General features: G+C 31.4%; 31 protein-coding genes and 1 pseudogene. 23 read left to right on the top strand and 9 right to left on the bottom strand.

What is annotated here, in order from left to right:
- The first annotated feature begins 43 nt into the window (after positions 1 to 43).
- On the top strand, positions 44 to 667 hold the full coding sequence (locus KAR88_RS02765; protein WP_002778783.1) for a Crp/Fnr family transcriptional regulator: 624 nt from the start codon (positions 44 to 46) through the stop codon (positions 665 to 667).
- 199 nt (positions 668 to 866) lie between these two features.
- Here KAR88_RS02765 and cydB read toward each other — a convergent pair whose 3' ends face one another.
- From cydB to KAR88_RS02780, 3 genes are read right to left on the bottom strand one after another with little or no spacing between them, the layout of a single operon-like run.
- Positions 867 to 1,991 (bottom strand): cytochrome d ubiquinol oxidase subunit II, encoded by a 1,125-nt coding sequence (gene cydB, locus KAR88_RS02770; RefSeq protein WP_002778781.1) that lies wholly within the window; start codon positions 1,989 to 1,991, stop codon positions 867 to 869.
- Entirely contained in the window at positions 1,991 to 3,553 is a 1,563-nt protein-coding gene (locus KAR88_RS02775) for a cytochrome ubiquinol oxidase subunit I (RefSeq protein ID WP_002778780.1), read from the bottom strand. The genes cydB and KAR88_RS02775 overlap by 1 nt, the downstream gene beginning before the upstream one ends.
- Entirely contained in the window at positions 3,553 to 3,783 is a 231-nt protein-coding gene (locus KAR88_RS02780) for a DUF4492 domain-containing protein (RefSeq protein ID WP_002778778.1), read from the bottom strand. The genes KAR88_RS02775 and KAR88_RS02780 overlap by 1 nt, the downstream gene beginning before the upstream one ends.
- A 387-nt stretch (positions 3,784 to 4,170) precedes the next feature.
- Here KAR88_RS02780 and KAR88_RS02785 point away from each other — a divergent pair, with 387 nt between their 5' ends.
- The 7 genes from KAR88_RS02785 (at position 4,171) to KAR88_RS02815 (ending at position 10,548) form a co-directional block, all read left to right on the top strand.
- On the top strand, positions 4,171 to 5,838 hold the full coding sequence (locus KAR88_RS02785) for an L-lactate permease (RefSeq protein ID WP_192801229.1): 1,668 nt from the start codon (positions 4,171 to 4,173) through the stop codon (positions 5,836 to 5,838).
- 152 nt (positions 5,839 to 5,990) lie between these two features.
- Positions 5,991 to 6,728 (top strand): (Fe-S)-binding protein, encoded by a 738-nt coding sequence (locus KAR88_RS02790; RefSeq protein ID WP_002778775.1) that lies wholly within the window; start codon positions 5,991 to 5,993, stop codon positions 6,726 to 6,728.
- The gene (locus KAR88_RS02795; protein WP_002778772.1) at positions 6,725 to 8,164 is read left to right on the top strand and encodes a LutB/LldF family L-lactate oxidation iron-sulfur protein; all 1,440 of its coding nucleotides are present in this window, start codon (positions 6,725 to 6,727) and stop codon (positions 8,162 to 8,164) included. Before KAR88_RS02790 ends, KAR88_RS02795 begins: the two co-directional genes overlap by 4 nt.
- Positions 8,157 to 8,813, top strand: coding sequence for a lactate utilization protein C (locus KAR88_RS02800; protein WP_002778771.1), 657 nt, complete (start codon positions 8,157 to 8,159; stop codon positions 8,811 to 8,813). Before KAR88_RS02795 ends, KAR88_RS02800 begins: the two co-directional genes overlap by 8 nt.
- 222 nt (positions 8,814 to 9,035) lie before the next feature.
- Entirely contained in the window at positions 9,036 to 9,725 is a 690-nt protein-coding gene (locus KAR88_RS02805; protein WP_002778769.1) for a hemerythrin family protein, read from the top strand.
- Positions 9,706 to 10,317: a bacteriohemerythrin gene (locus KAR88_RS02810; RefSeq protein WP_002778768.1), complete on the top strand. Its 612-nt coding sequence runs from the start codon at positions 9,706 to 9,708 to the stop codon at positions 10,315 to 10,317. Before KAR88_RS02805 ends, KAR88_RS02810 begins: the two co-directional genes overlap by 20 nt.
- A 45-nt stretch (positions 10,318 to 10,362) precedes the next feature.
- Positions 10,363 to 10,548, top strand: coding sequence for a hypothetical protein (locus KAR88_RS02815; RefSeq protein WP_002778767.1), 186 nt, complete (start codon positions 10,363 to 10,365; stop codon positions 10,546 to 10,548).
- Here the strand turns inward: KAR88_RS02815 and KAR88_RS02820 are convergent.
- The 3 genes from KAR88_RS02820 to KAR88_RS02830 all read right to left on the bottom strand — a co-directional run bounded on the left by KAR88_RS02820 (position 10,545) and on the right by KAR88_RS02830 (position 13,797).
- Entirely contained in the window at positions 10,545 to 11,576 is a 1,032-nt protein-coding gene (locus tag KAR88_RS02820) for a Cj0069 family protein (RefSeq protein WP_002778766.1), read from the bottom strand. The two genes, KAR88_RS02815 and KAR88_RS02820, sit on opposite strands and share 4 nt — an antisense overlap.
- Before the next feature lie 107 nt (positions 11,577 to 11,683).
- A complete protein-coding gene (gene sppA, locus KAR88_RS02825; RefSeq protein WP_002778765.1) occupies positions 11,684 to 12,580 on the bottom strand; it encodes a signal peptide peptidase SppA in 897 nt (298 codons plus the stop codon).
- Positions 12,568 to 13,797, bottom strand: coding sequence for a metal-dependent hydrolase (locus KAR88_RS02830; RefSeq protein ID WP_002788091.1), 1,230 nt, complete (start codon positions 13,795 to 13,797; stop codon positions 12,568 to 12,570). The genes sppA and KAR88_RS02830 overlap by 13 nt, the downstream gene beginning before the upstream one ends.
- A gap of 92 nt (positions 13,798 to 13,889) precedes the next feature.
- On the opposite strand from KAR88_RS02830, the gene aroQ reads away from it, so the two are divergent.
- From aroQ to fliY, 8 genes are read left to right on the top strand one after another with little or no spacing between them, the layout of a single operon-like run.
- Positions 13,890 to 14,378 (top strand): type II 3-dehydroquinate dehydratase, encoded by a 489-nt coding sequence (aroQ, locus tag KAR88_RS02835; protein WP_002784836.1) that lies wholly within the window; start codon positions 13,890 to 13,892, stop codon positions 14,376 to 14,378.
- A gap of 2 nt (positions 14,379 to 14,380) precedes the next feature.
- Entirely contained in the window at positions 14,381 to 14,863 is a 483-nt protein-coding gene (gene folK / locus KAR88_RS02840) for a 2-amino-4-hydroxy-6-hydroxymethyldihydropteridine diphosphokinase (protein WP_002778760.1), read from the top strand.
- Entirely contained in the window at positions 14,864 to 16,294 is a 1,431-nt protein-coding gene (flhF, locus tag KAR88_RS02845) for a flagellar biosynthesis protein FlhF (RefSeq protein WP_002778758.1), read from the top strand. It begins immediately after the preceding gene.
- Positions 16,287 to 17,153, top strand: a complete 867-nt coding sequence (gene flhG / locus KAR88_RS02850) for a flagella biosynthesis ATPase FlhG (RefSeq protein ID WP_002778756.1) — start codon at positions 16,287 to 16,289, stop codon at positions 17,151 to 17,153. Before flhF ends, flhG begins: the two co-directional genes overlap by 8 nt.
- A gap of 19 nt (positions 17,154 to 17,172) precedes the next feature.
- Complete coding sequence (locus KAR88_RS02855) at positions 17,173 to 17,529, top strand: hypothetical protein (protein ID WP_002778754.1); 357 nt, start codon at positions 17,173 to 17,175, stop codon at positions 17,527 to 17,529.
- Positions 17,510 to 18,202, top strand: a complete 693-nt coding sequence (locus tag KAR88_RS02860; RefSeq protein WP_002778752.1) for an RNA polymerase sigma factor FliA — start codon at positions 17,510 to 17,512, stop codon at positions 18,200 to 18,202. Before KAR88_RS02855 ends, KAR88_RS02860 begins: the two co-directional genes overlap by 20 nt.
- Positions 18,202 to 19,278, top strand: a complete 1,077-nt coding sequence (gene fliM, locus KAR88_RS02865; RefSeq protein WP_002778751.1) for a flagellar motor switch protein FliM — start codon at positions 18,202 to 18,204, stop codon at positions 19,276 to 19,278. Before KAR88_RS02860 ends, fliM begins: the two co-directional genes overlap by 1 nt.
- Complete coding sequence (gene fliY, locus KAR88_RS02870) at positions 19,275 to 20,111, top strand: flagellar motor switch protein FliY (RefSeq protein WP_002778750.1); 837 nt, start codon at positions 19,275 to 19,277, stop codon at positions 20,109 to 20,111. The genes fliM and fliY overlap by 4 nt, the downstream gene beginning before the upstream one ends.
- Positions 20,112 to 20,159: 48 nt before the next feature.
- Here fliY and KAR88_RS02875 read toward each other — a convergent pair whose 3' ends face one another.
- Positions 20,160 to 20,759, bottom strand: coding sequence for a C39 family peptidase (locus tag KAR88_RS02875; protein ID WP_002804181.1), 600 nt, complete (start codon positions 20,757 to 20,759; stop codon positions 20,160 to 20,162).
- Positions 20,744 to 21,598, bottom strand: a complete 855-nt coding sequence (locus tag KAR88_RS02880) for a hypothetical protein (protein WP_021033624.1) — start codon at positions 21,596 to 21,598, stop codon at positions 20,744 to 20,746. The genes KAR88_RS02875 and KAR88_RS02880 overlap by 16 nt, the downstream gene beginning before the upstream one ends.
- Before the next feature lie 294 nt (positions 21,599 to 21,892).
- Between KAR88_RS02880 and KAR88_RS02885 the strand changes: the two genes are divergently transcribed.
- From KAR88_RS02885 to KAR88_RS02905, 5 genes are all read left to right on the top strand, one after another.
- Positions 21,893 to 22,519, top strand: coding sequence for a hypothetical protein (locus KAR88_RS02885; RefSeq protein WP_192801868.1), 627 nt, complete (start codon positions 21,893 to 21,895; stop codon positions 22,517 to 22,519).
- The gene (locus KAR88_RS02890; RefSeq protein WP_002778742.1) at positions 22,516 to 22,944 is read left to right on the top strand and encodes a hypothetical protein; all 429 of its coding nucleotides are present in this window, start codon (positions 22,516 to 22,518) and stop codon (positions 22,942 to 22,944) included. The genes KAR88_RS02885 and KAR88_RS02890 overlap by 4 nt, the downstream gene beginning before the upstream one ends.
- 40 nt (positions 22,945 to 22,984) lie before the next feature.
- Positions 22,985 to 23,302: a hypothetical protein gene (locus tag KAR88_RS02895; protein ID WP_002778740.1), complete on the top strand. Its 318-nt coding sequence runs from the start codon at positions 22,985 to 22,987 to the stop codon at positions 23,300 to 23,302.
- Positions 23,302 to 23,445, top strand: coding sequence for a hypothetical protein (locus KAR88_RS02900; protein ID WP_002788974.1), 144 nt, complete (start codon positions 23,302 to 23,304; stop codon positions 23,443 to 23,445). The genes KAR88_RS02895 and KAR88_RS02900 overlap by 1 nt, the downstream gene beginning before the upstream one ends.
- Positions 23,446 to 23,642: 197 nt before the next feature.
- On the top strand, positions 23,643 to 24,599 hold the full coding sequence (locus KAR88_RS02905) for a hypothetical protein (protein WP_060785454.1): 957 nt from the start codon (positions 23,643 to 23,645) through the stop codon (positions 24,597 to 24,599).
- A gap of 181 nt (positions 24,600 to 24,780) precedes the next feature.
- On the opposite strand, the pseudogene KAR88_RS08830 reads toward KAR88_RS02905, so the two are convergent.
- Positions 24,781 to 24,951 (bottom strand): annotated as a pseudogene (locus KAR88_RS08830) (hypothetical protein); the annotation flags it as partial.
- A gap of 294 nt (positions 24,952 to 25,245) precedes the next feature.
- Here KAR88_RS08830 and KAR88_RS02915 point away from each other — a divergent pair.
- Both KAR88_RS02915 and KAR88_RS02920 read left to right on the top strand, forming a co-directional pair.
- A complete protein-coding gene (locus tag KAR88_RS02915) occupies positions 25,246 to 25,878 on the top strand; it encodes a hypothetical protein (protein WP_225982314.1) in 633 nt (210 codons plus the stop codon).
- A gap of 13 nt (positions 25,879 to 25,891) precedes the next feature.
- Entirely contained in the window at positions 25,892 to 26,680 is a 789-nt protein-coding gene (locus KAR88_RS02920) for a hypothetical protein (protein ID WP_079754871.1), read from the top strand.
- Positions 26,681 to 26,794: the final 114 nt, after the last annotated feature.

The raw sequence follows: 26,794 nt of genomic DNA on the forward strand, positions 1-26,794 counted from the left end.
AAAAAAGATACAATAAAAATTAAATTCACAAAGGTAGTCTATCTTGGATAAGGAAAAAATTTTAAAAGAATATTTTAAAAACTATAATCTTGAAAACAAAGACTTTGAAGCTATGGTGGAAAAATCATACTTTAAAGAATTTGACAAAAATACAATTTTAGATGATTGTTTAGGATTTGTGATAGTTTTAAAAGGAGGATTTCGTGCATTTATTTTAGGTCAAAACGCCAAAGAAATCACCGTTTTTAAACTGAAACAAAATGAAGAATGTGTCATTTGTTCTCATTGTATCTTTGAAACTATATCTTACAATCTCACCCTAGAAAGCTTTGAAGATACTCAAATTTTAATTGTTCCTGTAAAAATATATTCTCAACTAAAAGATAAATATCCTTTAATAGCAAACTATACTCTTAATCTTATTGCCAAACGCTTTAATTCTTTGATTAATATTTTAGAGCAAGCTCTTTTCACCCCTCTTCATCATAGGGTTAAAATGTTTCTTAAAGAAAACGCAAAAGAAGGAAAAATCACTTTTACACATGAAGAAATAGCCTTACATTTAGGCAGTACTAGAGAAGTTATTTCACGAATTTTAAAAACAATGCAAAAGGAAGGTTTTATTCAGCAAAATCGTAAAGAGATTACACTTTTGAAAGATTTATGATAAAAATGCCCATATAAATATGGGCAAAATTGCAATATTTTGAAAAGATTTAATCCTAAATCGGTTAAATCTTTAAGAACTTTATAGCTTATTGTCTTTTTCTAATTGATTGATATTAAGCATGATAAATTTATAGCTTACATAAATCACCAAAGGCCAAACCAATAAAAACAAAGCGTGTAGCATTTTTTCTCCTTGATTAATATAAATGTTCGCTGTCTTTCATTTCTTCACGAGTGATTTTTACTCTATCCATTGCATTCCAAACATAAATAATATAAGCTAAAACAAAAGGCACAAGCAAAGATACATAAGCCATTACACTAAGAGTATAATAACTCGAACTCGCATTGCGTATAGTTAAAGAACTTTGCAAATCACTAAGTGAAGGATAAAAAGCGCTTGATCCAAGTCCTATGCTTAAAAATAAAGCAAAAACAGCCAAAACCGATCCAAAACCTAAAGTAAAAATCGTTTTAGAACATCCTTTTGAACCTTGTACCATACCCAAAAGCACAAATACAACTCCAACGATAAATAAAATAGCAAAAAGAATATTATCTAAAAAATTGTATAAATATACATTTTCAGTCATACTCACAATGCCCTTTTCGTCCACTCCAAAACCCTCTTTGATAAAAATCCACGCAAGAAATCCTAAGAAAAAAGGCAAAAATAAAATACTGTTTATACTCAGTTTTCTAACGGCTTTTGCTTTGATATTTTCATCTTTGATATTATTCATAAAATAAGCAGCACCCAAAATTCTAGATAAAAACACCAAAGCAATACCCAAAAGATAATTAAAAGGATTAAACAAAAGTTCCAAACCGCGTAAAGAATTTTGCCAAGAAACAAAATTATGCTCATTTAATACAAAATGCGATCCACTAAAAAAACTGCTTATTGCAACCCCGATTAAAAACACTCCTAAATAACCATTGATTTTAAGAAAAACTTCATAGGTTTTAGAGCCATAAACATTATTTTCTTTTTTACGATACTCATAAGCCACAGCCTGTAAAATAAAACAAAATAAAATACAAAGCCAAGCCCAATAAGCTCCGCCAAAACTTGTACTATAAAAAAGCGGAAAAGCAGCAAAAGCAGCACCGCCAAAAAGCACAAGAGTAGTAAAACCAAGCTCCCATTTACGACCTAGTGAGTTTACAAGCATTGTTTTTTCAAGTTCGTCAGAACTTAATTCATCAATTAAAGTTTGACCCCCTTGAACAAAAAACATAAAAACCAAAAGTCCGCCTAATAAACTTAAAATCACCCACCAATAAATTTGTAACCCCTCAAGTTCTAAACCGAAAAACATTATTTTTCTCCTTTACCCATAAGAGTACTATGTCCAGCATACGCATCAAAACCTTTTTTGATTTGAGTAAGCATGATCTTAATCTCTGCAATCAAAAGTGCAGTAAATAAAACCGCAAAAATCCAGAATGAAATTTGAACATTGACTTTGCCAAGTTCGGTTGCTGCTATATGAACAGGCATTAAATCTTGTATAGCCCAAGGTTGCCTACCTACTTCAGCCACTATCCATCCTGCCTCTGCTGCGATATATCCTAAAGGAATACACAATAAACAAAGCCAAAGAATTTTTCTAAATTTCTCAATATCATTTGCCATAGTAAGATAAAGCGTTGCGATAAAAAGTAAGAAAAATAAGCTTCCAAGAGCTACCATGATATGAAAACTATAAAAAGTTAAAGCCACAGGTGGGATAGCATCTGTTGGTTTTTCTAAATAACCATAACCAAAATCTTTAAAATTTGCCTCTAAAATACTTTTGTGAGTTGCCATGGCTGCTGTATCGTTATTATCTTTAGCTAATTTATAATCTTTTAAAGCCTGTATAGCGATTTTTCCTTTATCGATGCGTTCTTGCATAGGCTCTATGCCTCTATCTTCGTTTCCGTGTATTAAATCCTCAATGCCTGGCACAAAAGAATTAGGATCACGATTTCCTAATATAGATAAAGCATAAGGTATAGTAATATCAAATAAAAACACACTTTCGTTATTATCTATAGTTTTTTTAGGATTTAAAATTCCAAAAGGAACAAGTCCTGCACGGTGCTCACCTTGATAAACCCCTTCCATAGCCGCAAGTTTCATAGGTTGCGTTTGGGTAACACGATAAGCACTCTCATCTCCGCTAAAAAATAAGAAAACCGAACAAACAAGCCCAAAACTAGCACCCACAACTAAACTTTTCTTAGCTTCGATAATATGACGCCCTTTTAATATAAACCAAGCCGAAATTCCCATCACAAATAAAGCAGAAATCACATAACCACTGCCTATGGTATGTAAAAATTTAGAGATCGCTACAGGAGAAAGTGCAACTTCAAAAAAGCTTTGCATTTCATTTCTTGCTGTATCGGGATTAAATTGCATTCCCACAGGGTATTGCATCCAGCCATTTGCAACCAAAATCCAAAATGCTGATAAATTACTGCCTATAGCCACACACCAAGTTGAAATAAGATGGAATTTCTTAGAAACTTTATCCCAGCCAAAAAACATAACAGCAAAAAAAGTAGCCTCTAAGAAAAAGGCCATTATACCTTCAACTGCCAAAGGAGCACCAAAAATATCACCCACAAACCAGCTATAATTTGCCCAGTTGGTTCCAAATTCAAACTCCATAATAATGCCCGTAGCTACGCCGATAGCAAAATTGATAGCAAATAAAGAAAGCCAGAATTTAGTGATTTTTTTCCATCTTTCATTGCCTGTTTTTACATAAATGGTTTCCATAATAGCAATGATAAAAGATAAGCCCAAAGTCAAAGGCACAAATAAAAAATGATAAAGCGCGGTTAATGCAAACTGCGCTCTTGACCAATCCACACTGCTAAGTTCGTTCATTATTTCTCCTTAATAAGATTTTCTATGACAAAATTACTTTTTTCATTATCATTTTTAAAAATAGAATTGAAATTTACGTCAAAAACAAAAAGTTTAAGCACAATAAGCATTATAAAAAGTTTTATAAAAATAATTTTCCATAAAGTTTTTCCAAGGGTAAGGTTTTTAAACCCTTCTTTATAAAAGTTAAAAATTCGCACAAAAAAGAAATAAAAACATTTTAGATACATTAAATTAAACCTTATAAAAATAATGAAAAATTTAAATTGGAAAAAAGCTTGAAATTATAATGAAATTTATGTTATTAAATCCTTAAAACTTGCTTTTATAATTGTTAAAACTTTAGCCGGTTTTGACTATAAATTCTAAAATTTGGTATTTAACTAACAAAAATATTCTAGAAAATGACAAAACAAAAAAGATTTTACTCTCATTATAGTTATATTTTTATATTATATTTATATTTTTATATACTCTATATGTTACCAAATTGCACAAAATGATACATAAGAAGCCTTATGATTTTTCTTAAATTTTAATTTCATTATATATATTTTAAGAATTTGTTAGAATGAAGAGAAACTTTAAATAAAATAAAACAAAGGAGAAGACACATTATGTGGCAACAAATTTATGATCCGTTTAATAGCATTTGGCTCAGTGCCTTATTTGCTTTTTTACCTATTCTTTGCTTTTTAGCTTGTTTGGTATTTTTCAAGTTAAAAGGTTATCAAGCGGGTTTTTTAACCGTGGTTTTGGCAAGCGTTATAGCTTTATTTGTTTATGATATGCCTTGGAATTTAGTAGGTGCTAGTTTTGTACAAGGCTTTACAAATGGTATGTGGCCTATAGCTTGGATTATTATCGCGGCTATTTTTCTTTACAAACTCTCTATCAAATCAGGTTCTTTTGAAATCATTAAAAAAAGCGTGATGAGCATCACTCCTGATCACAGAATTCAAGTGATTTTGATAGGTTTTTGTTTTGGTTCTTTCTTAGAAGGTGCTATAGGTTTTGGTGGTCCAGTAGCTATCACAGCAGCTCTTTTGGTGGGACTTGGTTTGCGTCCTTTACAAGCAGCAGGACTTTGTCTTATAGCCAATACCGCACCTGTTGCTTTTGGTGCTGTGGGGATTCCTATTATCGCTATGGCAAATTTAGTAGGAGTTGAAGCTCATTCTGTTTCTGCTATGGTGGGTAGAATGCTTGTTCCACTTAGTCTTACTATACCTTTTTTTATAGTATTTTTAATGGATGGTTTAAAAGGGGTAAAAGAAACTTTCCCTGCTATTTTAGTTGCCGCATTAAGCTTTACAGCAACGCAATTTTGGAGCTCAAATCACTTAGGCGCTGAACTTCCTGATATTATTTCAGCTATTGTGTCTTTAGCAGTTACAACTATCTTTTTAAAATTTTGGAAACCAAAAAATATTTTTAGACTAGATGGAGAAACTCATTTTAGCGAAGATAATACCCTAAATTTTGGTGATGTGTTAAAAGCTTGGACACCTTTTATTTTACTTATAGTTTGTATTATCATTTGGACTCAGCCTTGGTTTAAAGCTATCTTTGATAAAGATGGTTTTTTAAGCTATACAAGCATTAGCTTGCAATTTAGCAATCTTACAAGCGGTATTTTAAGTCCTTCTATCACAGGTATAGGCGAAGCTAAACCTCTTTCTTTAGGACTTGGAATCGATCTTATCAATGGTAAAAGTGTAGCTCAAGCAGGAACTGCGATTTTACTTGCAACTTTTTTAACCATAGCTATTTTAAGAATAAAAGCTGAAGATGCTGCTGAATGTTTTTGGGCAACCCTAAAAGAAATGGCTATCCCTTGTCTTACTATAGGTTTGGTTGTAGCCTTTGCTTTTATCTCTAAAAATAGTGGTATGAGTACTACTTTAGGACTTGCTTTTGCTCATACAGGAGATGCTTTTGCATTCTTTTCGCCTATTATAGGTTGGATTGGAGTTTTCCTAACAGGATCAGATACAAGTGCTAACTTACTTTTTGGAACCTTGCAGCAAGTAAGTGCGCAAAAACTAGGCGTTAGTGAAGCTTTATTCTTAGCAGCAAACTCTGTAGGTGGAGTAGTAGGAAAAATGATCAGCCCTCAAAGTATAGCTATTGCTTGCGCAGCCGTTGGACTTGTAGGCAAAGAATCTGATCTTTTCAAATTCACACTCAAATATTCTATAGCTTTTATCATTTTAATAGGAATTTGGACTTGCATTATCGCATTCTTTTTACAAGGAATCATTCCAGAGGTAGTAGCCAAATAAAAACAAACTTGCAAGATTTATTCTTGCAAGTTTAAGCAAGTTTTAAATGAAAAAATTTTGAAAATATTTTTATCATTGATTTAATTTTGATTTTATTTTTCTAAAGTTAGAATAATTGTTTATATTAAATCTCTTAAAATGAAGGAGAAGAAATGAAAAAGGTGTATTTTTACGCCACATGCTTAGGAACTGCTGCCATGCAAGAAAGCGTTCTTAATGGTATTAAACTTTTACGCCGAGAAGGAGTGGAAGTTATTTTTAAAAAAAACCAAACCTGTTGTGCTCAACCCTCTTTTAATTCAGGATATTTTAATGAAAGTCGCGAAATAGCCTTATACAATGTAGATTTATTTGACAAAGATTATCCTATCGTTGTACCTAGTGGATCTTGTGCGGGTATGATGAGTCATGATTATAAAGAGCTTTTTAAGGATAGACCTGAATTTTCTAGAGTAAAAGATTTTAGCTCGCGTGTTATAGAACTTTCACAATATCTTGATGAAGTTTTAAATGTAAATTATGAAGATAAAGGAGAACCTATTAAAGTGACTTGGCATTCTAATTGCCATGCTTTAAGAGTTCAAAAAAGTATACAAGCAAGTAAAAATCTCATTAGAAAACTTAAAAATGTTGAACTTGTAGAATTACAATATGAAGAAGAATGTTGCGGTTTTGGGGGAACTTTTTCTGTAAAAGAACCTGAAATTTCAAATGCTATGGTAAGAAATAAGATTAAAGATATACAAAATACCGGAGTAAAATACCTCATCAGTGGAGATGGTGGCTGTCTTTTAAATATAGATGGAACTATGCGCAGAATGGGTTTAGATGTTAAAGGCATACACTTGTATGAATTTTTATTTAAGCGTTTGGAAGGAGAGAGATTATGAGTCAAAAAATTCCACACGAAGAAATTGTTCATATTAAATTAAACGACATTCAAATGCGTGAAAATTTGATGACTGCTATGCATACTTTGCAAAAAAATAGACTTGGGGTCATTGATGCAAGATTTAGGGATTGGCAAGGATTAAGAGCCAAAGCAAAACAAGCTAAAAACAATGCCTTAATGAGCCTAAAAGATAGGCTTTTAGAATTTGAAAAAAACGCTACAAAAAATGGCATACAAGTGCATTGGGCAAGTAGCGATAAGGATGCTTGTGAAATAGTCTATGAAATCATGCGTGAAAAAAATATCACCAAGCTTTTAAAAGGCAAGTCAATGGCGAGTGAGGAGATAGGATTAAATCATTATTTAGAAAAAAAAGGTTTAAAAGCCATAGAAACCGATCTTGGAGAGCTTATTTTACAACTCAATGAAGAACCGCCTTTGCATATAGTTGTCCCTGCTATTCATAGAAATCGCCACGAAATAGGTCAAATTTTTAAAGATAAACTTGGTGCAAAATTAGAAAATGACGAACCTGAAAGCTTAAATGCCATAGCAAGAGATCATTTAAGAAAAGACTTTGAAGGCTTAAAATTAGGACTTAGTGGTGTAAATTTTGCCATGTCAAGAGAGGGGGCTTTTTGGCTTATAGAAAATGAGGGAAATGGTAGAATGTGTACCACAGCACCCGATATTCACATCGCACTTTGTGGTGTAGAAAAAGTTATGGAAAGCTTTGAAGATGCAGCAACTATGGTTTCTTTACTTACTCCTTCAGCCACAGGACAATTTATACCTACTTATAACAACATTATCACAGGCCCACGAAAAAATGGGGATTTAGATGGCCCAAAAGAAGTGCATGTGATTTTATTTGATCACAATAGAACCAAAATGCTAGCTCATAAAGATTATTATGAGGCTTTGCGTTGTATTCGATGTGGGGCTTGTATGAATTTTTGCCCTGTTTATGATCAAATCGGCGGACACGCATACCAAACCACCTATCCAGGACCTATTGGTGAAGTAATCAGTCCAAATATTTTTGGTATAGATCACACAGGTGATATTTTAAATTTCTGTTCGCTTTGTGGACGCTGTTCAGAAGTTTGTCCGGTGCAAATTCCTTTAGCTGATCTGATTAGAAAACTAAGATGCGATAAGATAGGACAAGGAGAAAATCCACCTATGGGTGCAAAAAATATCCATCATAATGCAATGGAAGCCTTTGCATTTAAGCAATTCAAAAAAGCAGCAACAAAAGGTGAAAGATGGCGTTTTGCACTTTCAAAAGCGCATTATTTTAATTGGTTTGTGCAAAACTTATCAGGAGCTTTACCAGTGATTAAAAAATGGTATGCTTTTAAAGAATTACCTCAAATCAAAAAAGATCTATATAAAGAAATTCAGGCTATAGAAGGAGTAATTTATGAGTAAAATCAATGAAATTTCTAACAAAAGCAAAGAAAAAATTTTATCAGCACTCAATGAAGCTTATGAAGCAAAAGATTTTACTTATCAAGCCAGTATAGATCCTGTAGAGCATATTCAAACAAAAGAAGATGCCTTAGCTGAAATGAAGCAAAAAATGAGTGATAATAAATACATTGTTGAAAACGCTACTAAAGAAACTTTGGAAGAAAAAATCAATGAAATTATCACAAAATATAATTACAAAAAAATGATATATGGCACTGATTTAGGCTTAGATTTAAACAAAATTCAAGCCGAAGAAAAAATTTGCTTTGATAAGGAAATTGAAAATTTACGATATGAAGTTTTTCATAGCGATTTTTCTATAGTTCATGCAAGAGCTGGAGTAAGCTCTCATGGCGTTGCTTTGATACCTTCAAGCAAGGGACAACCTAGAATGCTAAGTCTTGCACCTAAGCTTTGTATAGTGTTATTAAAAAAAGAAGACATAGTAAAAAGCCTTAGCGAAGCTTTAAATTTGGTAAAAAAAGAAAATGAAATTTTACCTACAAATATTTTATTTATCGCAGGTCCTTCAAGAACAGCAGATATAGAATTAATCACTGTTTTTGGCGTTCATGGGCCTCAAATTGCTCATATTGTTATTTATTAAAAAGTTTTAGCTCTAGTGTTATTTACTAGAGCTAAAACCAGCTTAAGTTAAATAAATATTATACGAGATATATTAAAAATTTCATATTTTAAATATAGTTAAATGGGAATATTTATATCCTATTTAACTATATATCATTTTTAATATTGATTTAATATAAAATACGATAACATACCTCAATATCAAAACATACAAATAATTGAGATTTATTTGGAGAAAACTTTGGATAAATTAATTCCTGCTTGGGATGAAAAATACAGCATAAATGATGAGAAAATAGACGCGCAACACCAAAAACTTTTTGAATTAGCTGCTAAAATTGAAAATGCTGTTTATAAATTCGTTCAACGCGATGAGCTTAAAGAAATTCTTACCGAACTCTTTAATTATATGAAAGATCACTTCAGTAATGAAGAGGATTATATGCAAGAGATTTCTTATCCTTATTTAAATGAACATAAAATAATGCACAAAAACATTATCCACGATATGTCGCATCTTATCCAAAATATAAAGACTACCAATGATTTAAAAGAAAAACTTTATACTATAATGTCAGATTGGCTATTAGAACATATTTTACATCATGATGTTATGATAGGAAATTGGCTTTCAGAGCAATTATTAGCCAAACAAGAAGAAGAGCTAGAAAAACTTCAACAAGAGGATCTTCAACAAGAAAAACAATATGAAAACAATCCAAATCCAAGCCCTCCTCAAATCAAAAAAGAATACGATTTTATCTATTCTTGCCCTTGTAGAACAAATCACTTTCTTTCCTATATAGAGCATCTTGATATTATTTGTCATAAAAAACAACTAAGATGTAAAAAATGTCAAAAAAATCTATTTTATGTAAGAAGTGAAATCAAAACTGAAAAAAGGAATAATGATGTTTCCAAAGTGGGATGATAATTATAGCGTTCATAATGCCAAGATTGATGAGCAACACAAAAAACTTTTTGAATTAGCAGGTAAGGTTGAATTTATGTTTGATCGACCCGTGTATAAAGATGATATCAAAGCTCTATTGGCTGATTTTTTTAACTATATGAAAGATCATTTTAATGATGAAGAAAAATATATGAAGCTTATAGGATATCCTGGCTTAGAAGAGCATAAAAAGATACATAAAGAAATCATCCAATCCATGATAGACCTCATTAAAAACATAAAATCAACCAATGATTTAAAAGAAAAACTTTACACGGTTTCTAAAAAATGGCTCTTAGAACATATACTTTATGAAGATATGAAAGTAGAACAATACAGACGCTCTTCTTTATCCTCTGAAGATGATAGTGAAGTAAGTTTTGAAGAAGTAAAAGAAGAAAAAGATGATGAAACAGCTTTATATTTTTATACTTGCGAGTGTGTTGGACAAATTCACGATGTGCCTTTTGGAATTCATCAAAAAATACAATTAAAAGGTGCTAAATTTAAGTGTAAAAAATGCAAGATGGCCATACAATTTTATAAAAAACATTCCGAATCTTTTGAATAATAACTATTCTATAGTAGAATGAAATAAAAAATAATTGATTCTACTATGGACAAAAAAATAAAATATTATATCTCAAATAAAACAAAGTATTCTTATCCTATTTTAACCAAGGATGTTCAATGCTCTAATTGCAAAAATTTTTACTCGATAGAATTTGCTTCAAATTTGAAAAAAATAGAAAAAGAATGCCCATCTTGCAAAACAAAAATGGACATTAAGCTTAAAGATTAGTTTTTTGCCTTGCTTACAATATTGATGATATTTTGAGCAACTTCATCAGCAAGTTCTAAGTGCGAAGTAAAGCCTACGCAAGAGCAATTTATCTCACCTAAAACATATTTATCGTTGCCTTTTTCATCATTATCTAAAATAAAATCAGCTGTCCAAATAAGCGGTAAATCATAATTACCCAATTTTGCACGCACCTTAGGAAGTTCTCCTAAAAACATATCTACCAAATTTTGCCAATCCTCGGGTTTATCATAGCGGTATTGCGCCCCACTAAAAAGCGTTGCAGAAAAAGCATCGGCATCTTCAGCTGGTTTTTTATGCACTACATTTACAGGAGTGTTATAAAGCATTAAAAGTCTTATCTCTCCTTCTTTAATGCGTGGTAAAAAAGTCATATCTACAAGCATACCATTATCACCTATGATATATTGCTCACAAAAATCCATAAATTCACCCAGTTCTCTATGCTCTACATGATTGTCTTTTGCTTCGGTACATTTGATTTTAGTATCTAAAGGCAAAATATCTCCTTTTACTTCGCCCTCTACACTCACACGCCAAATTCCCTCTCCTGTAGAGCCACGATTTTGTTTTAAAACCCTTTCGCCTTTAGCCAAACTTTTTGGAAAATTTTCTTTAAAAGTCTTGATATCATAGTATGCATAAGTATCACTTGGCACAAGATCTGTATCTGCAAGTTTTGTTAAAGCGTCTTTGGCTCCATAACCTATCATCGCATCAGGATGAGGCATACCCACAAGACCTTCTTGGCAAAGTTTTCTTAGCATATCAAAATACTCATTTTCTTCTTTAAGATTGCCAGGATTAATACGCGAAACATAACCATCAAAATTTTCTTTTACATAGTTATAAATTTCATTCTTTTTGCCTACTTCAAAAAAAATCACCTCGGCATTCCAACCCTTAGCTTTTAAAGCATTTACCATAGGCATAGTATCTTTTCTATAGCCATCTTCACCCTTATCGCTACCGCCTCTAACCTCAAAAAAGACTATATTTTTTTTCATTGCACTGCTCCTTTTAAGTTAAAATATAAACAATTATTTCATAAAAATGTTATAAAAGTTAAACGAATAAGAGGCTTTTTCTCCTATAAGATATAAAAAATTTAGAATTATTTTAATTCTAAAAAATTCGCATTCAATCTAAGCACAGTATCACTTATCACTTTACCTAAAAAATTGGAACTTTGACTCTCTAAACGATTTAAAAATCTATCGATTCTACCCTCTTCTTTCCAAACAGGATTTAAAACTTTAGCAAGTTCTTGAAGTTCTTTTTTTGCATTTTCATAATTGCTTAATTCATCAATAAGTCCTAAATCTTTTGCATTTTGTGCTAAAAACACCCTTGCATTTGCCCAATCTTTTCTTTTATCTAATTCCAAATCGCGTTCTTTGGCTACAAATTCTGAAAAAAGATCATAACTTTCATCAATCAAATTTTGCAAAAATTCTCTCTCTTCTTCACTCCAAGCCCTTGTAAAAGTTCCTGCACTCTTAAATTCCCCTGCTTGTATGGTTTGTTCTTTAATCCCTATTTTCTTAGCCAACTCACTCAAATCAGCACCCTGCATAATCACACCTATAGATCCTATAAAACTAGCAGGATTTGCCAAAATTTTATTTGCTCCTACTCCAGCCAAGTAACTCCCACTCGCCATAGTCCCACTTGCATAAGCTATAACAGGTTTTTTAGTCTTTAAATCCTTAATAGCCAAAGCTAGCTCCATACTTGGAGCAAAAGCACCCCCAGGAGAATCTATCACAAAAAGCACGCCTTTAATATTATCATTATTTTTAGCACTGATAATTTTTTCCAAAAGTTCTGAGCTATCTAATATCTCGCCTTTTAAGTCAATGCGTTCTAAATTTGCATATGATGAGCTTGAATTTGAGCTTGGTACCAAAAGCCAAATCACGATCAACAATAAAACAAAAGTTTTAAAATAAGTATTGATAAATTTTATCACGCTACCCAAACCCTTAAAAAATGATTTTAAAATTTGCATTCTTTTCCTTTTATAAATAATTTTTGCACTTCTTTAGCATTTAAAATAAATTGCAATGGCGCTTGCTCCTTGTTGCATTCTCCTAATTCAAATACACTAAAATCAGCCATTTTTCCTTGCTTGATTTCACCTAAATTTAAATTTAAAGCTTTAGCTGGATAAAGCGTTGCCATTTGTAAAAGCTTAGGAGCTAATTTTAACAAATCAAAATCTGTATGCACAAGCAAACTAGCACGCATTTCATCTAAAATCGATAAAGAAATATTAGAACTTAAACCATCTGTACCCAAATGGATATTTAAGCCGCTTTTTAAAGCCTTTTTTAAATCAAATGTTTTTTGACTTAAAAGACGATTTGAAAAAGCACAATGGGTAATAGAATGTAAATTTTTATCAAGCAAATCCATTTCTTTTAAATACACACAATGGGTAAAAAGCGTCCTAACACCTTTAAATAATTGAATAAATTCACTAGCTTTATAAAGAGGCTTAGGATCTGGCGTAAAGTTTTTAAACCATTCTTTAAACCCTCCTTTTGCCTCTTTAAGCCAAGCATTTTCAGCCTTACTTTCTAAAAAATGCGTACTGATTAATAACTTTTGCTTTTTAGCAAGATTGATTGCAAATTTTGCAAGCTCTGGATGAGTTGAATAAGCAGAATGCACAGAAATAGCAGGTATAAAAAACTCATCTTTAAATTTTAAAGATTTTTCAAATCTTGTTAAAAACTCTTGTTTTTTATCTTGAATTTGGGCTTCATTTATGCCTAAAATTTCATTAAAAAATACAACACGCATTCCATTTTGACTTGCTCTAACACAAGGATTTAAATCGCTGCCAAAGCTTGAAATTTCACCTATAGTACCTATACCGCTTTTTTGCATTTTTTGAATGTTTTTTAATATAAGCTCTTCTTTAGCTTGCTCATTTAACATAGAACGAGAGTTAATCACGCTTTTAAGCCAAATTAAAAATTCTCCAAAATGCAAAGTGGTCGAATTTGCGCTAAATTCTAAATGGGTGTGCGGATTGATAAAAGCAGGCAAAATGACGCAATTAGGGCTTGTTTTTATAAGCTTAGCCTCTGGGTATCGTTTTTTTAATTCTTCTAATTCGCCTAATTCTAAAATTTCATTCTCAAAAACAAAGGCTTTGTTTTCTAAAATACTAAATTGCTCGTCACATAAAAAGATATATTTTGCACTGATTATATACATTCTTTTTTCCTTGAATAAAATCACATTGTAGCGAAAATTTATTTTAAAATGTTATAATAAAAGGTTAAAAATAAAAATTTTAAGGCAAAATTATGAAAATAATGGTCATCCAAGGCCCAAATATCAATATGCTAGGCGTAAGGGAAGTTAGAATTTATGGTGCAATGAAAATGGAAGACATTCATACACAAATGAAGATGGCAGCTTCTCAAAACAATGTTGAATTAGATTTTTTTCAAAGCAATTTTGAAGGCGAAATTGTAGATAAAATTCAAGAATGTCTTGGTACAGTAGATGGTATAATCATCAATGCTGCAGGCTATACTCATACTTCAGTAGCCATTCGTGATGCGATTTCTGCAGTGGCTTTACCTACGATAGAAGTACACATCAGTAATGTTTATCGCAGAGAAGAATTTCGTCAAAAAAGCCTTATAGCTCCTGTATGTTCTGGATCTATAGTAGGATTTGGTCCTTTTGGTTATCATTTAGCTTTAATGGGCATTATTCAAATTTGCGAGCAAGTAAAAAATTTGCATGCTGCGCAAGCACAGCAAATGCAAGCTGGGGCTCAAAATTAAAAATGCTAAAAATAAAAGGAGCAAGACGACTTGAAACAAGCCGTTTTTTTCCTTATTTTAGCCAAAACAAAAAAGAATTTAAATACCTTGCTCTAGTAGGTCTAGGAAGCAATATAGAGCCGGAAAAAAAAAGGTTTAACAAGCTTTTTCGTGTAATGATGGAGGATAGAAGGTTTAAAATTTTAGCCACATCTCCATTTTTGATCAATGAAGCTTTTGGTTTTAAAGCTCAAAAAGATTTTACGAATGCAGCAATGCTTATACAAACAAACCTACACGCAAGAGCTTTTTTGAAAGTTTTACTTTTTTATGAGCTTAAATTTAAAAGAAAAAGAACTTTCAAAAACGCTCCTAGAACACTTGATTTAGATCTTTTATATTTTTCACAAAAAGTCAAGCGTGATGAGGGGTGTATGGTGCCTCATATAGGGGCTAATCAAAGAATAAGTGTAATTTTGCCCTTGGGCTTAACAAAAGGATTGTAAATGGGACAACTTATCCATACCTTTACTGTAGAAGATACAGAGCAAATTATCCCGAAAGTAAAAGAGGATTATGGCGACAAAGCTTTAATTATTACCAATAAACAAATTCGTCCCAAAACACTTAACCGCGCTGCTCTTTATGAAGTAATGGTTGCTATAGAAGAGAGTGATTATGAAGAGCATTTGAAAAAAATGGGAAAATCCTTGCCTCCTAAAAAAACTATCGCTAAAACTTTAGAAAAACAAAATCTTGAAGAAAAAGTCAATGCTTCAATACCACAAAATAACGAAGATGAAGATGTGATTCTTGATTTTTCAAATACTAGGGCAAATTTAGCAAAAACCAAAACTAGCGACACTAATTACCAAGACTTTCCACAAAGTAAAATCAATCCTAATCCCACCATGGGTTTTAACGATTTTAAAGAACGCTTAAGTGAAGTAAGCAATGAAATTTCAAAAGTAACCAATACCCCTTTGGTAGATAATTATGCACCCAATCCAAACTATAATAAAAAAATAGAGAATTTTGAAAAACAAATCAATAAGCTTAATGATAAAATCGATTTACTCGCAGACATGATGTGGGATGAAAAAGCAGAAGCTCGCAACAATCTTATCATTCCTCCTGAATTTGCAACCATTTATAAAAAAGCCAAAGAAAGCGGTATGCTTGAAAAGCATTTAGAAGCTATCATGAAAGCCACTATAGAAAATATGCCTGCGGCCATGAAAACAAACAAAGACGCTGTGCAACGATATTTTTATTCTCTTTTGAGAAATATTTTACCTTGCAGGGTAGAAAGTGAAATCAAAAAACAAAAAATTATGATGCTTGTAGGCCCGACAGGGGTTGGAAAAACCACAACTTTAGCAAAGCTAGCTTTTCGTTATGCTTATGGAGATAAGCGCTATAAAACAGGTATAATCACTTTAGATACTTATAGAATCGGTGCTGTAGAACAACTTTTCCAATATGCAAAAATGATGAAACTTCCCATCATCGATAGTATAGAACCAAAAGATTTGGACGAAGCGATTAAAAGTCTTAATAACTGCGAAGTAATTTTAGTCGATACTATAGGAAATTCGCAATACGATCAAAACAAACTTGCCAAAACAAAAGAATTTCTTATGCATTCAAATGCTGAAATTGATGTTAGTCTAGTCGTTTCTGCTAATACCAAGCATGAAGACCTGATGGAAATTTACAAAAATTTTTCATTTTTAAATATCGACACCCTTATCATCACCAAATTTGATGAAACTAAGGTTTTTGGAAATATTTTCTCTTTAATTTATGAAACTAATATCCCACTAAGCTTTTTCTCTACAGGACAAGAAGTGCCTGATGATATAGAAGTAGCCAATAGCGATTTTTTAGTTCGCTGTATCTTAGAAGGTTTTAACAAAGGAAAAGATAATGAATAATCAAGCCAATAAACTCCGTAGCCTTATGAATCAAAATGGAGGAAAAAAATCACAAAACACTCATTTTATAGCGATTACAAGTGGAAAAGGTGGAGTAGGTAAAAGCACCATTAGCGCAAATTTGGCAAATGTACTTGCTAATAATGGATATAAAGTAGGACTTTTTGATGCAGATATTGGCTTAGCAAATCTTGATGTTATTTTAAATGTTCGCATTCAAAAAAATCTTTTACATGTTTTGCGCGGAGAATGCTCTTTAGAAGATATTTTGATCGAAGTAAAGCCAAATTTATGGCTCATCCCTGGTGAAAGCGGTGATGAAATTTTAAAATACAACGATAAAAACATTTATGAAAGATTTTTAAATCAAGCAAGTATTTTAGATGAGCTTGATTTTCTTATCATCGACACAGGTGCAGGAATAGGAGGAAATATACTGAATTTCTTAGAAATGTCAGATGAAGTTGTAGTAGTAACCGTTCCTGATCCTGCTGCGATTACCGATGCATATGCAACCATTAAAACCACCTCTAAGACAAAAGAAAATTTACTGATGCTATTTAATGTTGTCAAAAATGAAAATGAGGCTTTAAAAGTTTTTGAAAATATTAAAAAAGTTGCTGATGCAAATATAAAAAATCGTTTAAATTTAGAATTTTTAGGACACTTGAGCGCTTCAAAAGATGTAAGTGGTAGCATTAAAAAACGCACCTTGTTTACAGATGAAAATTCTGCTTCAAGTGACGAGCTTAAAGCCCTAGCTTCCAAGCTTTTATATAGGTTGGAACGGAAAGTGCTTGATAATGTCACAAGTCGAAGTTTTTCAAATTTCTTTAGGAAAATCATCGAACGATTCTAAGCAATAAAGAGAAGATATTATGAGACCTGAAAATTATGTAGCATTTTTTACCGTTTGCGGATTTTTTATAGGATTGGCTTTTAGTATTATTAGTATAGAAGAAGCTTTTGATATTTTAATTTCTACTTGTTTTATTACTTTTATGTTTTATGTTTTTATACACATTGCTATTATGAATTTTATCGATATTAAAAAAATCAGTGGGCGAATTTTCAATAAACATGATTATGAAAAGACTAGCAATAATATTATAAATGACTTAGTCATTCGTGAAAAGAAAATGGATATAATCTTAGAAAAGCTTAACGAAGAAAGAGAAGAGCTTAAGAAAAACGAATCAAAAGAAAGACGCAAAAATGCAAAAAGAGCCGCCTAAAGCCTATGCTCAAATGATAAAAGATGAACAAGATCAGCTAGTTTTATCCTATATGCCTGCACTTCGTGCAATGGCTTTTAGACTAAAAGAACGCTTGCCTTCTAGTATTGATGTAAATGATCTAATTAGCATTGGCGTTGAAGAAATGATCAAGCTTTCACGCCGCTACGATAAAGAGCAAAATGATAGTTTTTGGGGATTTGCTAGAAAGCGTGTTAATGGCGCTATGCTTGATTTTTTACGCTCTTTAGATGTAATGAGTCGCAATAACCGTAAAATCATTAAAGATATTGATATTTTAATCGACGAATATTTTAGAGAACATGAAGAAGAGCCTGATGATGAATATCTAGCTAAAAAGCTTGATTTGGATGTAGAAAAGATTAAAGAAGTGCGCACCGCACATGCTATTAGCTATACTTTACCCATTGATGATCAATTAGAGCTTTATAATGAAGATGATACTTTAGAAAAATTAGAAAAAGAACAACTTTTAGAAAAAATTCACGAAGTATTAGAAGATCTTAAAGAACGCGATCAACTCATCATACAGCTTTATTATTATGAAGAACTCAGTCTTAAGGAGATTAGTGAAATTTTAGAGATTAGCGAGAGTAGAATTTCACAAATTCATAAAAAACTTTTAAAAAAACTTAGAGAAAGGCTAGTGTAATGGCAGAAATACTCTCCCAAGAAGAAATTGACGCTCTACTTGAAGTTGTCGATGATAATACCAATACGCCTACAGCCTCTGAAAAAGATGGAAAAGATGAAAGAAATATAGTTGTATATGACTTTAAGCGTCCAAATAGGGTATCTAAAGAGCAACTTAGGACAATTAAAGGTATACACGATAAACTAGCAAGAAATTTAGCTTCTCAAATTTCGTCCATGATGAGAAGTATTGTTGAAACCAAACTTCACTCGGTGGATCAAATGACTTATGGTGAGTTTTTGATGTCGCTACCAAGCCCTACAAGCTTTAACGTTTTCTCTATCAAGCCTCTTGATGGAAACTGCGTTTTAGAGATTAACCCAAGCATTGCTTTTCCTATGATAGATAGACTTTTAGGAGGTCAAGGCGATAGCTATGAGGCTTCGCGAGAGCTTACTGATATAGAGCTTAATTTGCTTGATTCTATTTTGCGTATCATCATGCAAAGACTTAAAGAAAGCTGGGCTACAGTAACTGAAATTTATCCTAGTATAGAAGCTAAAGAATCAAGCCCCAATGTTGTACAAATCGTATCGCAAAACGAAATCGTTATCATGGTGGTGATGGAAATCATCATAGGAAATTCAAGCGGTATGGTAAATATCTGCTATCCTGTTGTCCATTTAGAAAGTATCTTGAGTCGTTTAGCAAACCGTGATATTATGATGGGTGAAACCTCAGCCAAAAAATCACGCAACAAAGAACTTAAAACTTTAATCGGTCGTGCTGAAGTGGTATATGAGGCAATTTTAGGAAAAACCTTAATTAATGTTCATGAATTTTTAGAACTTAAACAAGGCGATATTTTAAGGCTTGATAGAGAAGCAGACGATAAAGCTATAGTAAGTATCGATAAAAAAGATGTTTTCTTAGCACAAATTGGATTGCATCGTTTTAGAAAATCTATTAAAATTTTAGAACTTATACGCACAGATAAAGATGAAATCAAAGAAATTTTGGAAAAATACGAAGAAGAGCGTAAAGCTAAAGCCAGTGTTTATGATGAGCCTGAAGAGGAGGAAGAAGAAATATGATCAATGAATTTTTAAAATTATTTACAAACGAATGCACAAGCACCATAGAAGGACTTACAGGAAAAAGTGCAGAATTTAGCGAATATAAAGAATTTGATGTTTCATCACAAGATACACTCAAACCGCCTCTTGTTTATGCGGTTTTTAACATCAAAGAAGGTGGCAAAATAGGTATATTAGCAGGTGCTGTACTTATGAGTGCTATTGGTGAATGGATGATGGGCGAAGAAGAAATTTCTAAAAACGATCAACTAGGCCCTGATGAAATGGACGCTGCTAAAGAAGCAATTCAAAACATCATTTCGGCTTTTTCTACCACTTTAGGCGCACAAAAAGACATACCAAAAATGGATTTTGAAATCAGCTCTTGCGAATTTGTAGCAGAAAATGTTGATTTTAAAGATTTTACAAAACTTTATTTCTTTGATGTCAAAATAGAAGACTTAGAAGAGCAAATTTCTTTAATTGTAGATCAAACTCTTCATAATATTTTAAGCGGCAAAGCTGCAGATGATGGCCATGCACACTCTAGCTCAAATTCAGAAAATAAAGGTTTTGAGATAAGTGAAGAACTTAAAAATATCAATCTCATCATGGATGTGCGTTTGCCTGTTCGTGTGCGTATAGGCAATAAAAAAATGCTTTTAAAAGATGTTTTAACTATGGATATAGGCTCAGTTGTGGAGCTTAATCAACTTGCAAACGATCCGCTTGAAATTTTAATTGGGGATAAAAGAATTGCTTATGGCGAGGTAGTAATTGTCGATGGTAACTTCGGCGTTCAAATTACAGAAATTGGTTCTAAAAAAGAAAGATTAGAACAACTAAGATAAAAAGTTTTAGCCTACAAATTAAGAATAATAAATATAAACGAATTAAAACTAAAACAAACTAAAAGGGCTGAAATCAAAATGTAAAGATTTTGGAGTGTTTAACTTAAAAGGTTTTAGCTCTTTTTTAGGAGCAACAATTAAAGCATAACCGCCTTTATTATATCTATCCCAAATACTAAAAAATTGATTTTTGGAACTTATATATTCTCCATGACTTGGATCAAGCACTTGTAAATAATTACCTTTATGATTAATAATTACCGCAAAATGTGGAAAGCGTGGATCATCTTCAATTTTTACAAGCATTGGAATATTTACAAGTTTATCCAAGTTTTCTCTATTGATTTGATATGAATTGCTTTGAAAGCCCAGTTTTTTAACTGCATCGTTTAAATCTGTAAAGCTTACCATATCCGTATAAAGTTCTTGTCCGCTCATAATCTTTAAAAGTTCAAGTTCATCAAACTTTTTTTGATCATCAAGTATATTAAGTAAAGTTGCTAAAGATGAAGCCCCACAAGATTGCTCATAAGTTTGTCTTATTACTCTTTCGTTTTTAATTTCTTGATAAGACTTAACTACCCATTCGGCTTTTGTACTCAAAGCAAGAATGGGTAAAAATAATAAAATTTTTAGAATTTTTTCCATAAGCTTATTCCAAATATGCTATCAGGAGAAGCAGAGCTTCCTCCAAAACTAGCATTAACAGAAACTGCGGTATCTGAATTAATGCTATAAGTAGAACCTAAACTTAAAGTTGGAATAGAACGCACTTCAGAATTTTGATAGCCATTGATTTTTTGTTTCATTTGAAATCTTTGCTCTGCTCCTAAATCTAAAGTAATTTTAGGACTTAGAATAATAGATAAATCCCCGCCCACATAAATACTATTTCCATACTCTATTTTAAGGGTTTTAAATTTTCTTGATTGATTATAACCAAATCCTGTATAAATACTATAAACTACAGGATCGCTATATCCCCTTAAACTAGCTTGTAAGCTTTGTGATTTTAGATAAAAGTTTTTGGTTTGATTGATTGCTTTTTCTCTTTGAACAACTGCAGTTTGAAAGGTAATTTGTGGAATTAAATCTGCAATGCTATCGCCTGTATAAATAAAACCTAGCCATAAACTATCAAAACCTATTCTGTTTTTACTAGAATACTCATTTGTAAAAAAGTTTGTATATTCCTGCCTTGCATAACTTCCGCCCCCTGAAATAAGTATGTCAAACTTAGGTGTTAGGGTATAAATGAAAGTTTGAGTTAAAAACACCTGCTTTGTATCATTCCAAATTGTAGGATCTCCGCCTATTGTTATATTAGGATAAAGAGAATACGAGTTTGCATTTCCTGTGCTAAGTAAAGAAAAGCTTGTAATGCTTCTTAAGCCTATTTGCTTTTTAAATAAACTGTCTATATTTAGCTCATCGCTAGCAAAAACACAATTAACTAAAACCATAAATGCTAAGAAAATTTTTTTCATTGTCAATCCTTACATTTTAAATAATCAGCTCAAGTTAATTTTAAAATTTAATCCTTGATATTGAAAAGTTTATTATTCTAAATAAAGTATTTTAAAATCTTTAAATATTTTTACTTGCTTAATATAATTTAAGATAAAAATGAAAATTTGCTACAAAAGGAAACAAGCTAAGAATAAAATTTTAAGTATTTAAAGAAAATTCACTTAACTTTCAAAGCAAGATTAAACTTTTGCTAGAATAAGTCGATAGTAGTTTTAAAGAACTTACAAAAAGAATTTACGAAAGGATTTCAAATGAAAAAGATTTTTGCTTTTTTAGCTTTAACTTCTTTACTGACTAGTTCTGCTTTTGCTGAAGATTTTTTAGCTAAACTCACAAAAGGTGCTTTAAGTGATACAATCCCGGGTGTCAAAGAACTCAGCCTTGAAGAGATGAAACAAGTAAAGGGTGGGTATGCCGTAACTACCATAAGAATTTCCCAAAACGAATTAGCTGCTTTAGCAGTTCCAGATTTTGAAAATGAATTAGGTTGGGAAATAAAAAATGGTCAAATTGATCTTGAACAAACTATGAAAAATGATAGAGGGTTGTGTCAAATGGGCTCTACGCAATGTTATTCTAATAGTGCGACCAAAAAACATTTATGGCAAAGTCAAAAAAGACTACAAGAATTTACCAATGCTTTAGACGGCTCAAATCCTCTTTATACGGCTTTAGGATTTAGCGTAAAAAGAAATGTGGGCTTTAATAGGGCTGGAAAATTTGTCTATTTTTCTTATGGAGTTGTTGCTGTCAATCGTTTTGATGGGAGCATACGCAATGTAACAAATAGTGCTACGCTAAACAATAATGTAATTATTAATGAATTAAAAAGAAATTATAAAGATCGCTTAGAAAGTGCTTTGGGAGGATTAAGATGACAATTAATTCTTTAAACTTTTCAACCAACACGATGCAATATGATAAAGAAATAATCAATTTTAAACAAAAAGCAAATGAAAAACACCAAGCCAAATTTATGGATCTATCAGGCTTACCAAACTTAGGATACGCCAAAAATGGCGAAACAACCATTTTAGGGAAATTATGGGGTTATGATAAAAACATAAGTAAAAAAGAAGTCGAGGATTTAAAAAAATTTATCGAAGTCGATCATAAAATTGGTGGATTTGATTTTGGAGGGAAAGGGCTTTTTATGTTATATGAGAGTGAATTTAATTCCCTATTTAATTCAACAATGAGCATTAATGAATTTAAAGAAAAATATCTCGAAACTAAAAAGAGATATGAAATTAGACACGGCTATCAAACTCATAACATTGTATCGATAAATATAAGAGCTTAAAGATTTTATAGTCAATAAATTGATTACTAAGGAAGTAATTATGAAAACACTATCAAATATTATCATTTTAAGTGCTTTATTAATAAATTTCAGCTTTGCAAATGATCTTCTTGCCAAATTAAGTAATGGTGCGGTGAGTGATAATTCTCAAGGTGTTAAAGCTCTTAGTTTAGATGAGATGAAGCAAGTTAAGGGTGGGTATGCCGCACAAAATAGAATGGCTCCGTTTTTAGTCGGTGGAGGTTATTGGCTTGCAAGACAAGGAGCTATGTGGGGCGTAAGATATGCAGCTTGGGGCGTTTTTAGTGAAAGACATCCTCTTAATTCGGGTGTTGGCTCAAAGGGTTGGCGGTATTGATGCTTGAAAATCTAATAGCACAAATCATAGAGGGTATAGTAGGTTGCAAAGCTCGTAAAATGGGGTTTTTTTGCATAATAGCTGTGATGGCGTTAGCCTTTGTTTTGTGGTTAGTTTTCTCTCATCTTTATGGGTATTTGTGATAAAGTTTGGCACAAAATTTGCTTGTATTTTACAAATTATAAAAAAGGAGAAAAAATGAAAAAGTTATTTTTCATCATAGCCAACTTATTTATAAGCTACAGATATAAAAATCAATTTGATAGCCATTTAGGCGGATTATCAAGGTAAAAACCATAAAGCCGATTTAAATTAAGATAAATCGGCAAGGAGTGAGCGTATGATAAACACAGCTTATATAAATAACCATCATAAAGGTGGTTATTCTACTCAAAAATTAAAAGATATATCTCAAGCAACAACGCAAAGCTTGGGAATTTCAAAAAATTATAAAATTGATGCGACACAAATGCAAACACTAGTTAAAAATCTTTCTCAAAATAAACATTTCGACACTATCGATTTTACCAAAACGCTAGAAAACGCCTATAAAGTGTTTTCTAATTTAATGCAATTTTCTAAAAATGAACTTCCGCTAGGTTTTGAAATGGATAAAAATAGTTTTGAAATTTTAAAAATTTATGACAAGGCACAAGATTTAGAAAATAATTTTTTAAATGAAAATAATTCTTATAAAGGAAGCAAAGTGGTCATAAATTTGAAAGATTTAAACTCAAAGGATAAATCTTTTATGAATTTTGCAAATGTAGTTTTTAATCAATTTGGTGGCGGTTATCTTATTGAAGGACAAAGCAATATAAGCGGTAAGTTAATGGGATTTGATAAAAATATGGATAAAAATCAAATCCAAGATTTAAATGACTTTATAAAAAATAATTCTTTTATAGCTAACGGCTCAATGGAAAAACTTATGGAAGCACTCGATTTGTTTAGTAGCAATTTAAGCATAGAAGAATTTAAACAAAAATGGCTAAATTTAACAATAAATTTAGAGCCAAGCAATAAAACCATAGAGCAAATTGTAAGAGAAGATCTTAAGGCTAAAGAGGAGCAAAAACCTCGCACTCCCATACAAAGCGAAAGTCAAAACAAAGAAACTTACAAAGATGATAATACAAGAAATGAGCTTGTAAAAAAACTATTAGAAGGTAAATTTAGCACAAGCGATGAGTTAGAACTTCTTTTTGGTATGAAATTTAGTGATGATAACACAGGAGAATTTAATAAAATTCTTTCTTTAAATTCTACACCAAAAAGTATAGATATTAAAGCTTAAAACATTAAAAACTTTGATTTAAATACAATCAAGTAAAAAGATTTTTATAGATTTGTGCTTCTTTAGCCTTTAAAACTCTTTGTTTATCCAAGTAGAAAAGCTCTTCGGCATTGTCTTTGAGTTTTTGCAAGGAATTTATATCCTTAAATTTTCTAACTCTAAATCCTATTATTTTTCCATTTGTTATATTAGGATAAAGAGAATACGAGTTTGCATTTCCTGTGCTAAGTAAAGAAAAGCTTGTAATGCTTCTTAAGCCTATTTGCTTTTTAAATAAACTGTCTATATTTAGCTCATCGCTAGCAAAAACACAATTAACTAAAACCATAAATGCTAAGAAAATTTTTTTCATTGTCAATCCTTACATTTTAAATAATCAGCTCAAGTTAATTTTAAAATTTAATCCTTGATATTGAAAAGTTTATTATTCTAAATAAAGTATTTTAAAATCTTTAAATATTTTTACTTGCTTAATATAATTTAAGATAAAAATGAAAATTTGCTACAAAAGGAAACAAGCTAAGAATAAAATTTTAAGTATTTAAAGAAAATTCACTTAACTTTCAAAGCAAGATTAAACTTTTGCTAGAATAAGTCGATAGTAGTTTTAAAGAACTTACAAAAAGAATTTACGAAAGGATTTCAAATGAAAAAGATTTTTGCTTTTTTAGCTTTAACTTCTTTACTGACTAGTTCTGCTTTTGCTGAAGATTTTTTAGCTAAACTCACAAAAGGTGCTTTAAGTGATACAATCCCGGGTGTCAAAGAACTCAGCCTTGAAGAGATGAAACAAGTAAAGGGTGGGTATATAACCTATTTAAAACGACTTAGTGATAATGAAGTTATAGCCTTTGCCAAACCTGATTGGAATTTGGAATTAACTTTATTTCAAGATAGTAACGGAGATCAATATTATTGGAATAGAGAAGGACTTGTTCGATTTGGTGGAATGTGCGGTATAGATACCACAAATTGCTTAGTTAATGGAAAACATACATACACAAATCAACAAAGACTTTGGGAAACTATGAGTATAGTGGGCGATGACCCTTATCGTAACTTTCTTGGATATACTGTGAAAAGAAATATTGGTATTTCTAATTTAGGGAAAAGATTTGTGTATTTTTCTTATGGAGTGGCTGTAATCAACGAACAATCAGGTTCTTGGTATAGAGTAAAATCAAGTCCTGTTTTGAATAATTACAGAGTAGTTAAGGAAATCAGTTCAAACTATAAAGACTTTTTAGAAAGATATCTTGGTGGGTATTCTATCAAGTAAAGAGGAAAAACTAATGATAAATAGTCTAAACTCAAATTTAAACTATGATTATAACACTTCAAATTTTAAACAAGATAAAAATATTGATTTTAAAATCAACAAACACGGAGTAGCCGTTATAACAGGAGAAGGTGCTTTGCCTTATCGTGGAAAAAAATTTGAGTATAATCCTAAAATATTCGGACTTGATGAAAGTATTAGCAAAAAAGATATGCAAGAATTTAACAACTTTATGAAGTCAAATGCTTTAAAAGACCCCAATAAAATAGAAAAATCCCCTTTAAAAGATTTTAATCCTGCTTATACAAAATGGGACCCAACTACTGAGAAAATGATGTTAGGTTTTTTTGTTTCTTATTCTAAGATGTTTCATTTGGGCTACGACATCATCAAAAAAGCCGATGAATTTTATAAAGAATTTGACGCACTTATAAGTAAAGATTTAAGCTTAAATGAGTTTAAAACTAAATACATAGATTTTAAGCAAAGACACGATGAATTTGTGAAAGAATACGAAATGGCTATGGGTGATAAAATGTTGCTTTCTAGTGATGATGAAATTATCACTCAACAAAGTGAAAAACCCTTCAAAGCCATTCAAGGCGAAAGTAAAAACAAAGAAACTTACAAAGATGATAGCACAAGAAACGAACTTGTAAAAAAACTATTAGAAGGTAAATTTAGCACTAGTAAAGAATTAGAACTTCTTTTTGGTATGAAATTTAGTGATGATGATGCAGGAGAATTTAATAAATTTCTTTCTTCAAATTCTGCACCAAAAAGTATAGATATTAAAGCTTAAGGATTTAAAAGTCTTTTAAATTCCTAATCTTAATAAAATAAACCTATTAAAACTTATATAATAAAGAACTTATTATAAATTTTTAGCTAGAATGGAATTTATTTTAACTAAAGG

Origin of the sequence: Campylobacter sp. JH23, assembly GCF_017846595.1 — a bacterium.
GTDB lineage: Bacteria > Campylobacterota > Campylobacteria > Campylobacterales > Campylobacteraceae > Campylobacter_D > Campylobacter_D coli.

Coding starts and splice junctions, on each gene's coding strand:
- KAR88_RS02875 (WP_002804181.1), bottom strand. CDS start 20,759: ATGGAAAAAATTCTAAAAATTTTATTATTTTTACCCATTCTTGCTTTG.
- KAR88_RS02885 (WP_192801868.1), top strand. CDS start 21,893: ATGAAAAAGATTTTTGCTTTTTTAGCTTTAACTTCTTTACTGACTAGT.
- KAR88_RS02900 (WP_002788974.1), top strand. CDS start 23,302: ATGCTTGAAAATCTAATAGCACAAATCATAGAGGGTATAGTAGGTTGC.
- flhF (WP_002778758.1), top strand. CDS start 14,864: ATGGGACAACTTATCCATACCTTTACTGTAGAAGATACAGAGCAAATT.
- KAR88_RS02785 (WP_192801229.1), top strand. CDS start 4,171: ATGTGGCAACAAATTTATGATCCGTTTAATAGCATTTGGCTCAGTGCC.
- flhG (WP_002778756.1), top strand. CDS start 16,287: ATGAATAATCAAGCCAATAAACTCCGTAGCCTTATGAATCAAAATGGA.
- KAR88_RS02895 (WP_002778740.1), top strand. CDS start 22,985: ATGAAAACACTATCAAATATTATCATTTTAAGTGCTTTATTAATAAAT.
- KAR88_RS02855 (WP_002778754.1), top strand. CDS start 17,173: ATGAGACCTGAAAATTATGTAGCATTTTTTACCGTTTGCGGATTTTTT.
- KAR88_RS02775 (WP_002778780.1), bottom strand. CDS start 3,553: ATGAACGAACTTAGCAGTGTGGATTGGTCAAGAGCGCAGTTTGCATTA.
- KAR88_RS02830 (WP_002788091.1), bottom strand. CDS start 13,797: ATGTATATAATCAGTGCAAAATATATCTTTTTATGTGACGAGCAATTT.
- folK (WP_002778760.1), top strand. CDS start 14,381: ATGCTAAAAATAAAAGGAGCAAGACGACTTGAAACAAGCCGTTTTTTT.
- KAR88_RS02905 (WP_060785454.1), top strand. CDS start 23,643: ATGATAAACACAGCTTATATAAATAACCATCATAAAGGTGGTTATTCT.
- KAR88_RS02820 (WP_002778766.1), bottom strand. CDS start 11,576: ATGAAAAAAAATATAGTCTTTTTTGAGGTTAGAGGCGGTAGCGATAAG.
- KAR88_RS02860 (WP_002778752.1), top strand. CDS start 17,510: ATGCAAAAAGAGCCGCCTAAAGCCTATGCTCAAATGATAAAAGATGAA.
- KAR88_RS02880 (WP_021033624.1), bottom strand. CDS start 21,598: ATGAAAAAAATTTTCTTAGCATTTATGGTTTTAGTTAATTGTGTTTTT.
- KAR88_RS02810 (WP_002778768.1), top strand. CDS start 9,706: ATGTTTCCAAAGTGGGATGATAATTATAGCGTTCATAATGCCAAGATT.
- KAR88_RS02780 (WP_002778778.1), bottom strand. CDS start 3,783: ATGTATCTAAAATGTTTTTATTTCTTTTTTGTGCGAATTTTTAACTTT.
- aroQ (WP_002784836.1), top strand. CDS start 13,890: ATGAAAATAATGGTCATCCAAGGCCCAAATATCAATATGCTAGGCGTA.
- KAR88_RS02790 (WP_002778775.1), top strand. CDS start 5,991: ATGAAAAAGGTGTATTTTTACGCCACATGCTTAGGAACTGCTGCCATG.
- KAR88_RS02795 (WP_002778772.1), top strand. CDS start 6,725: ATGAGTCAAAAAATTCCACACGAAGAAATTGTTCATATTAAATTAAAC.
- KAR88_RS02915 (WP_225982314.1), top strand. CDS start 25,246: ATGAAAAAGATTTTTGCTTTTTTAGCTTTAACTTCTTTACTGACTAGT.
- KAR88_RS02890 (WP_002778742.1), top strand. CDS start 22,516: ATGACAATTAATTCTTTAAACTTTTCAACCAACACGATGCAATATGAT.
- fliY (WP_002778750.1), top strand. CDS start 19,275: ATGATCAATGAATTTTTAAAATTATTTACAAACGAATGCACAAGCACC.
- sppA (WP_002778765.1), bottom strand. CDS start 12,580: ATGCAAATTTTAAAATCATTTTTTAAGGGTTTGGGTAGCGTGATAAAA.
- KAR88_RS02800 (WP_002778771.1), top strand. CDS start 8,157: ATGAGTAAAATCAATGAAATTTCTAACAAAAGCAAAGAAAAAATTTTA.
- KAR88_RS02815 (WP_002778767.1), top strand. CDS start 10,363: ATGGACAAAAAAATAAAATATTATATCTCAAATAAAACAAAGTATTCT.
- fliM (WP_002778751.1), top strand. CDS start 18,202: ATGGCAGAAATACTCTCCCAAGAAGAAATTGACGCTCTACTTGAAGTT.
- KAR88_RS02920 (WP_079754871.1), top strand. CDS start 25,892: ATGATAAATAGTCTAAACTCAAATTTAAACTATGATTATAACACTTCA.
- cydB (WP_002778781.1), bottom strand. CDS start 1,991: ATGTTTTTCGGTTTAGAACTTGAGGGGTTACAAATTTATTGGTGGGTG.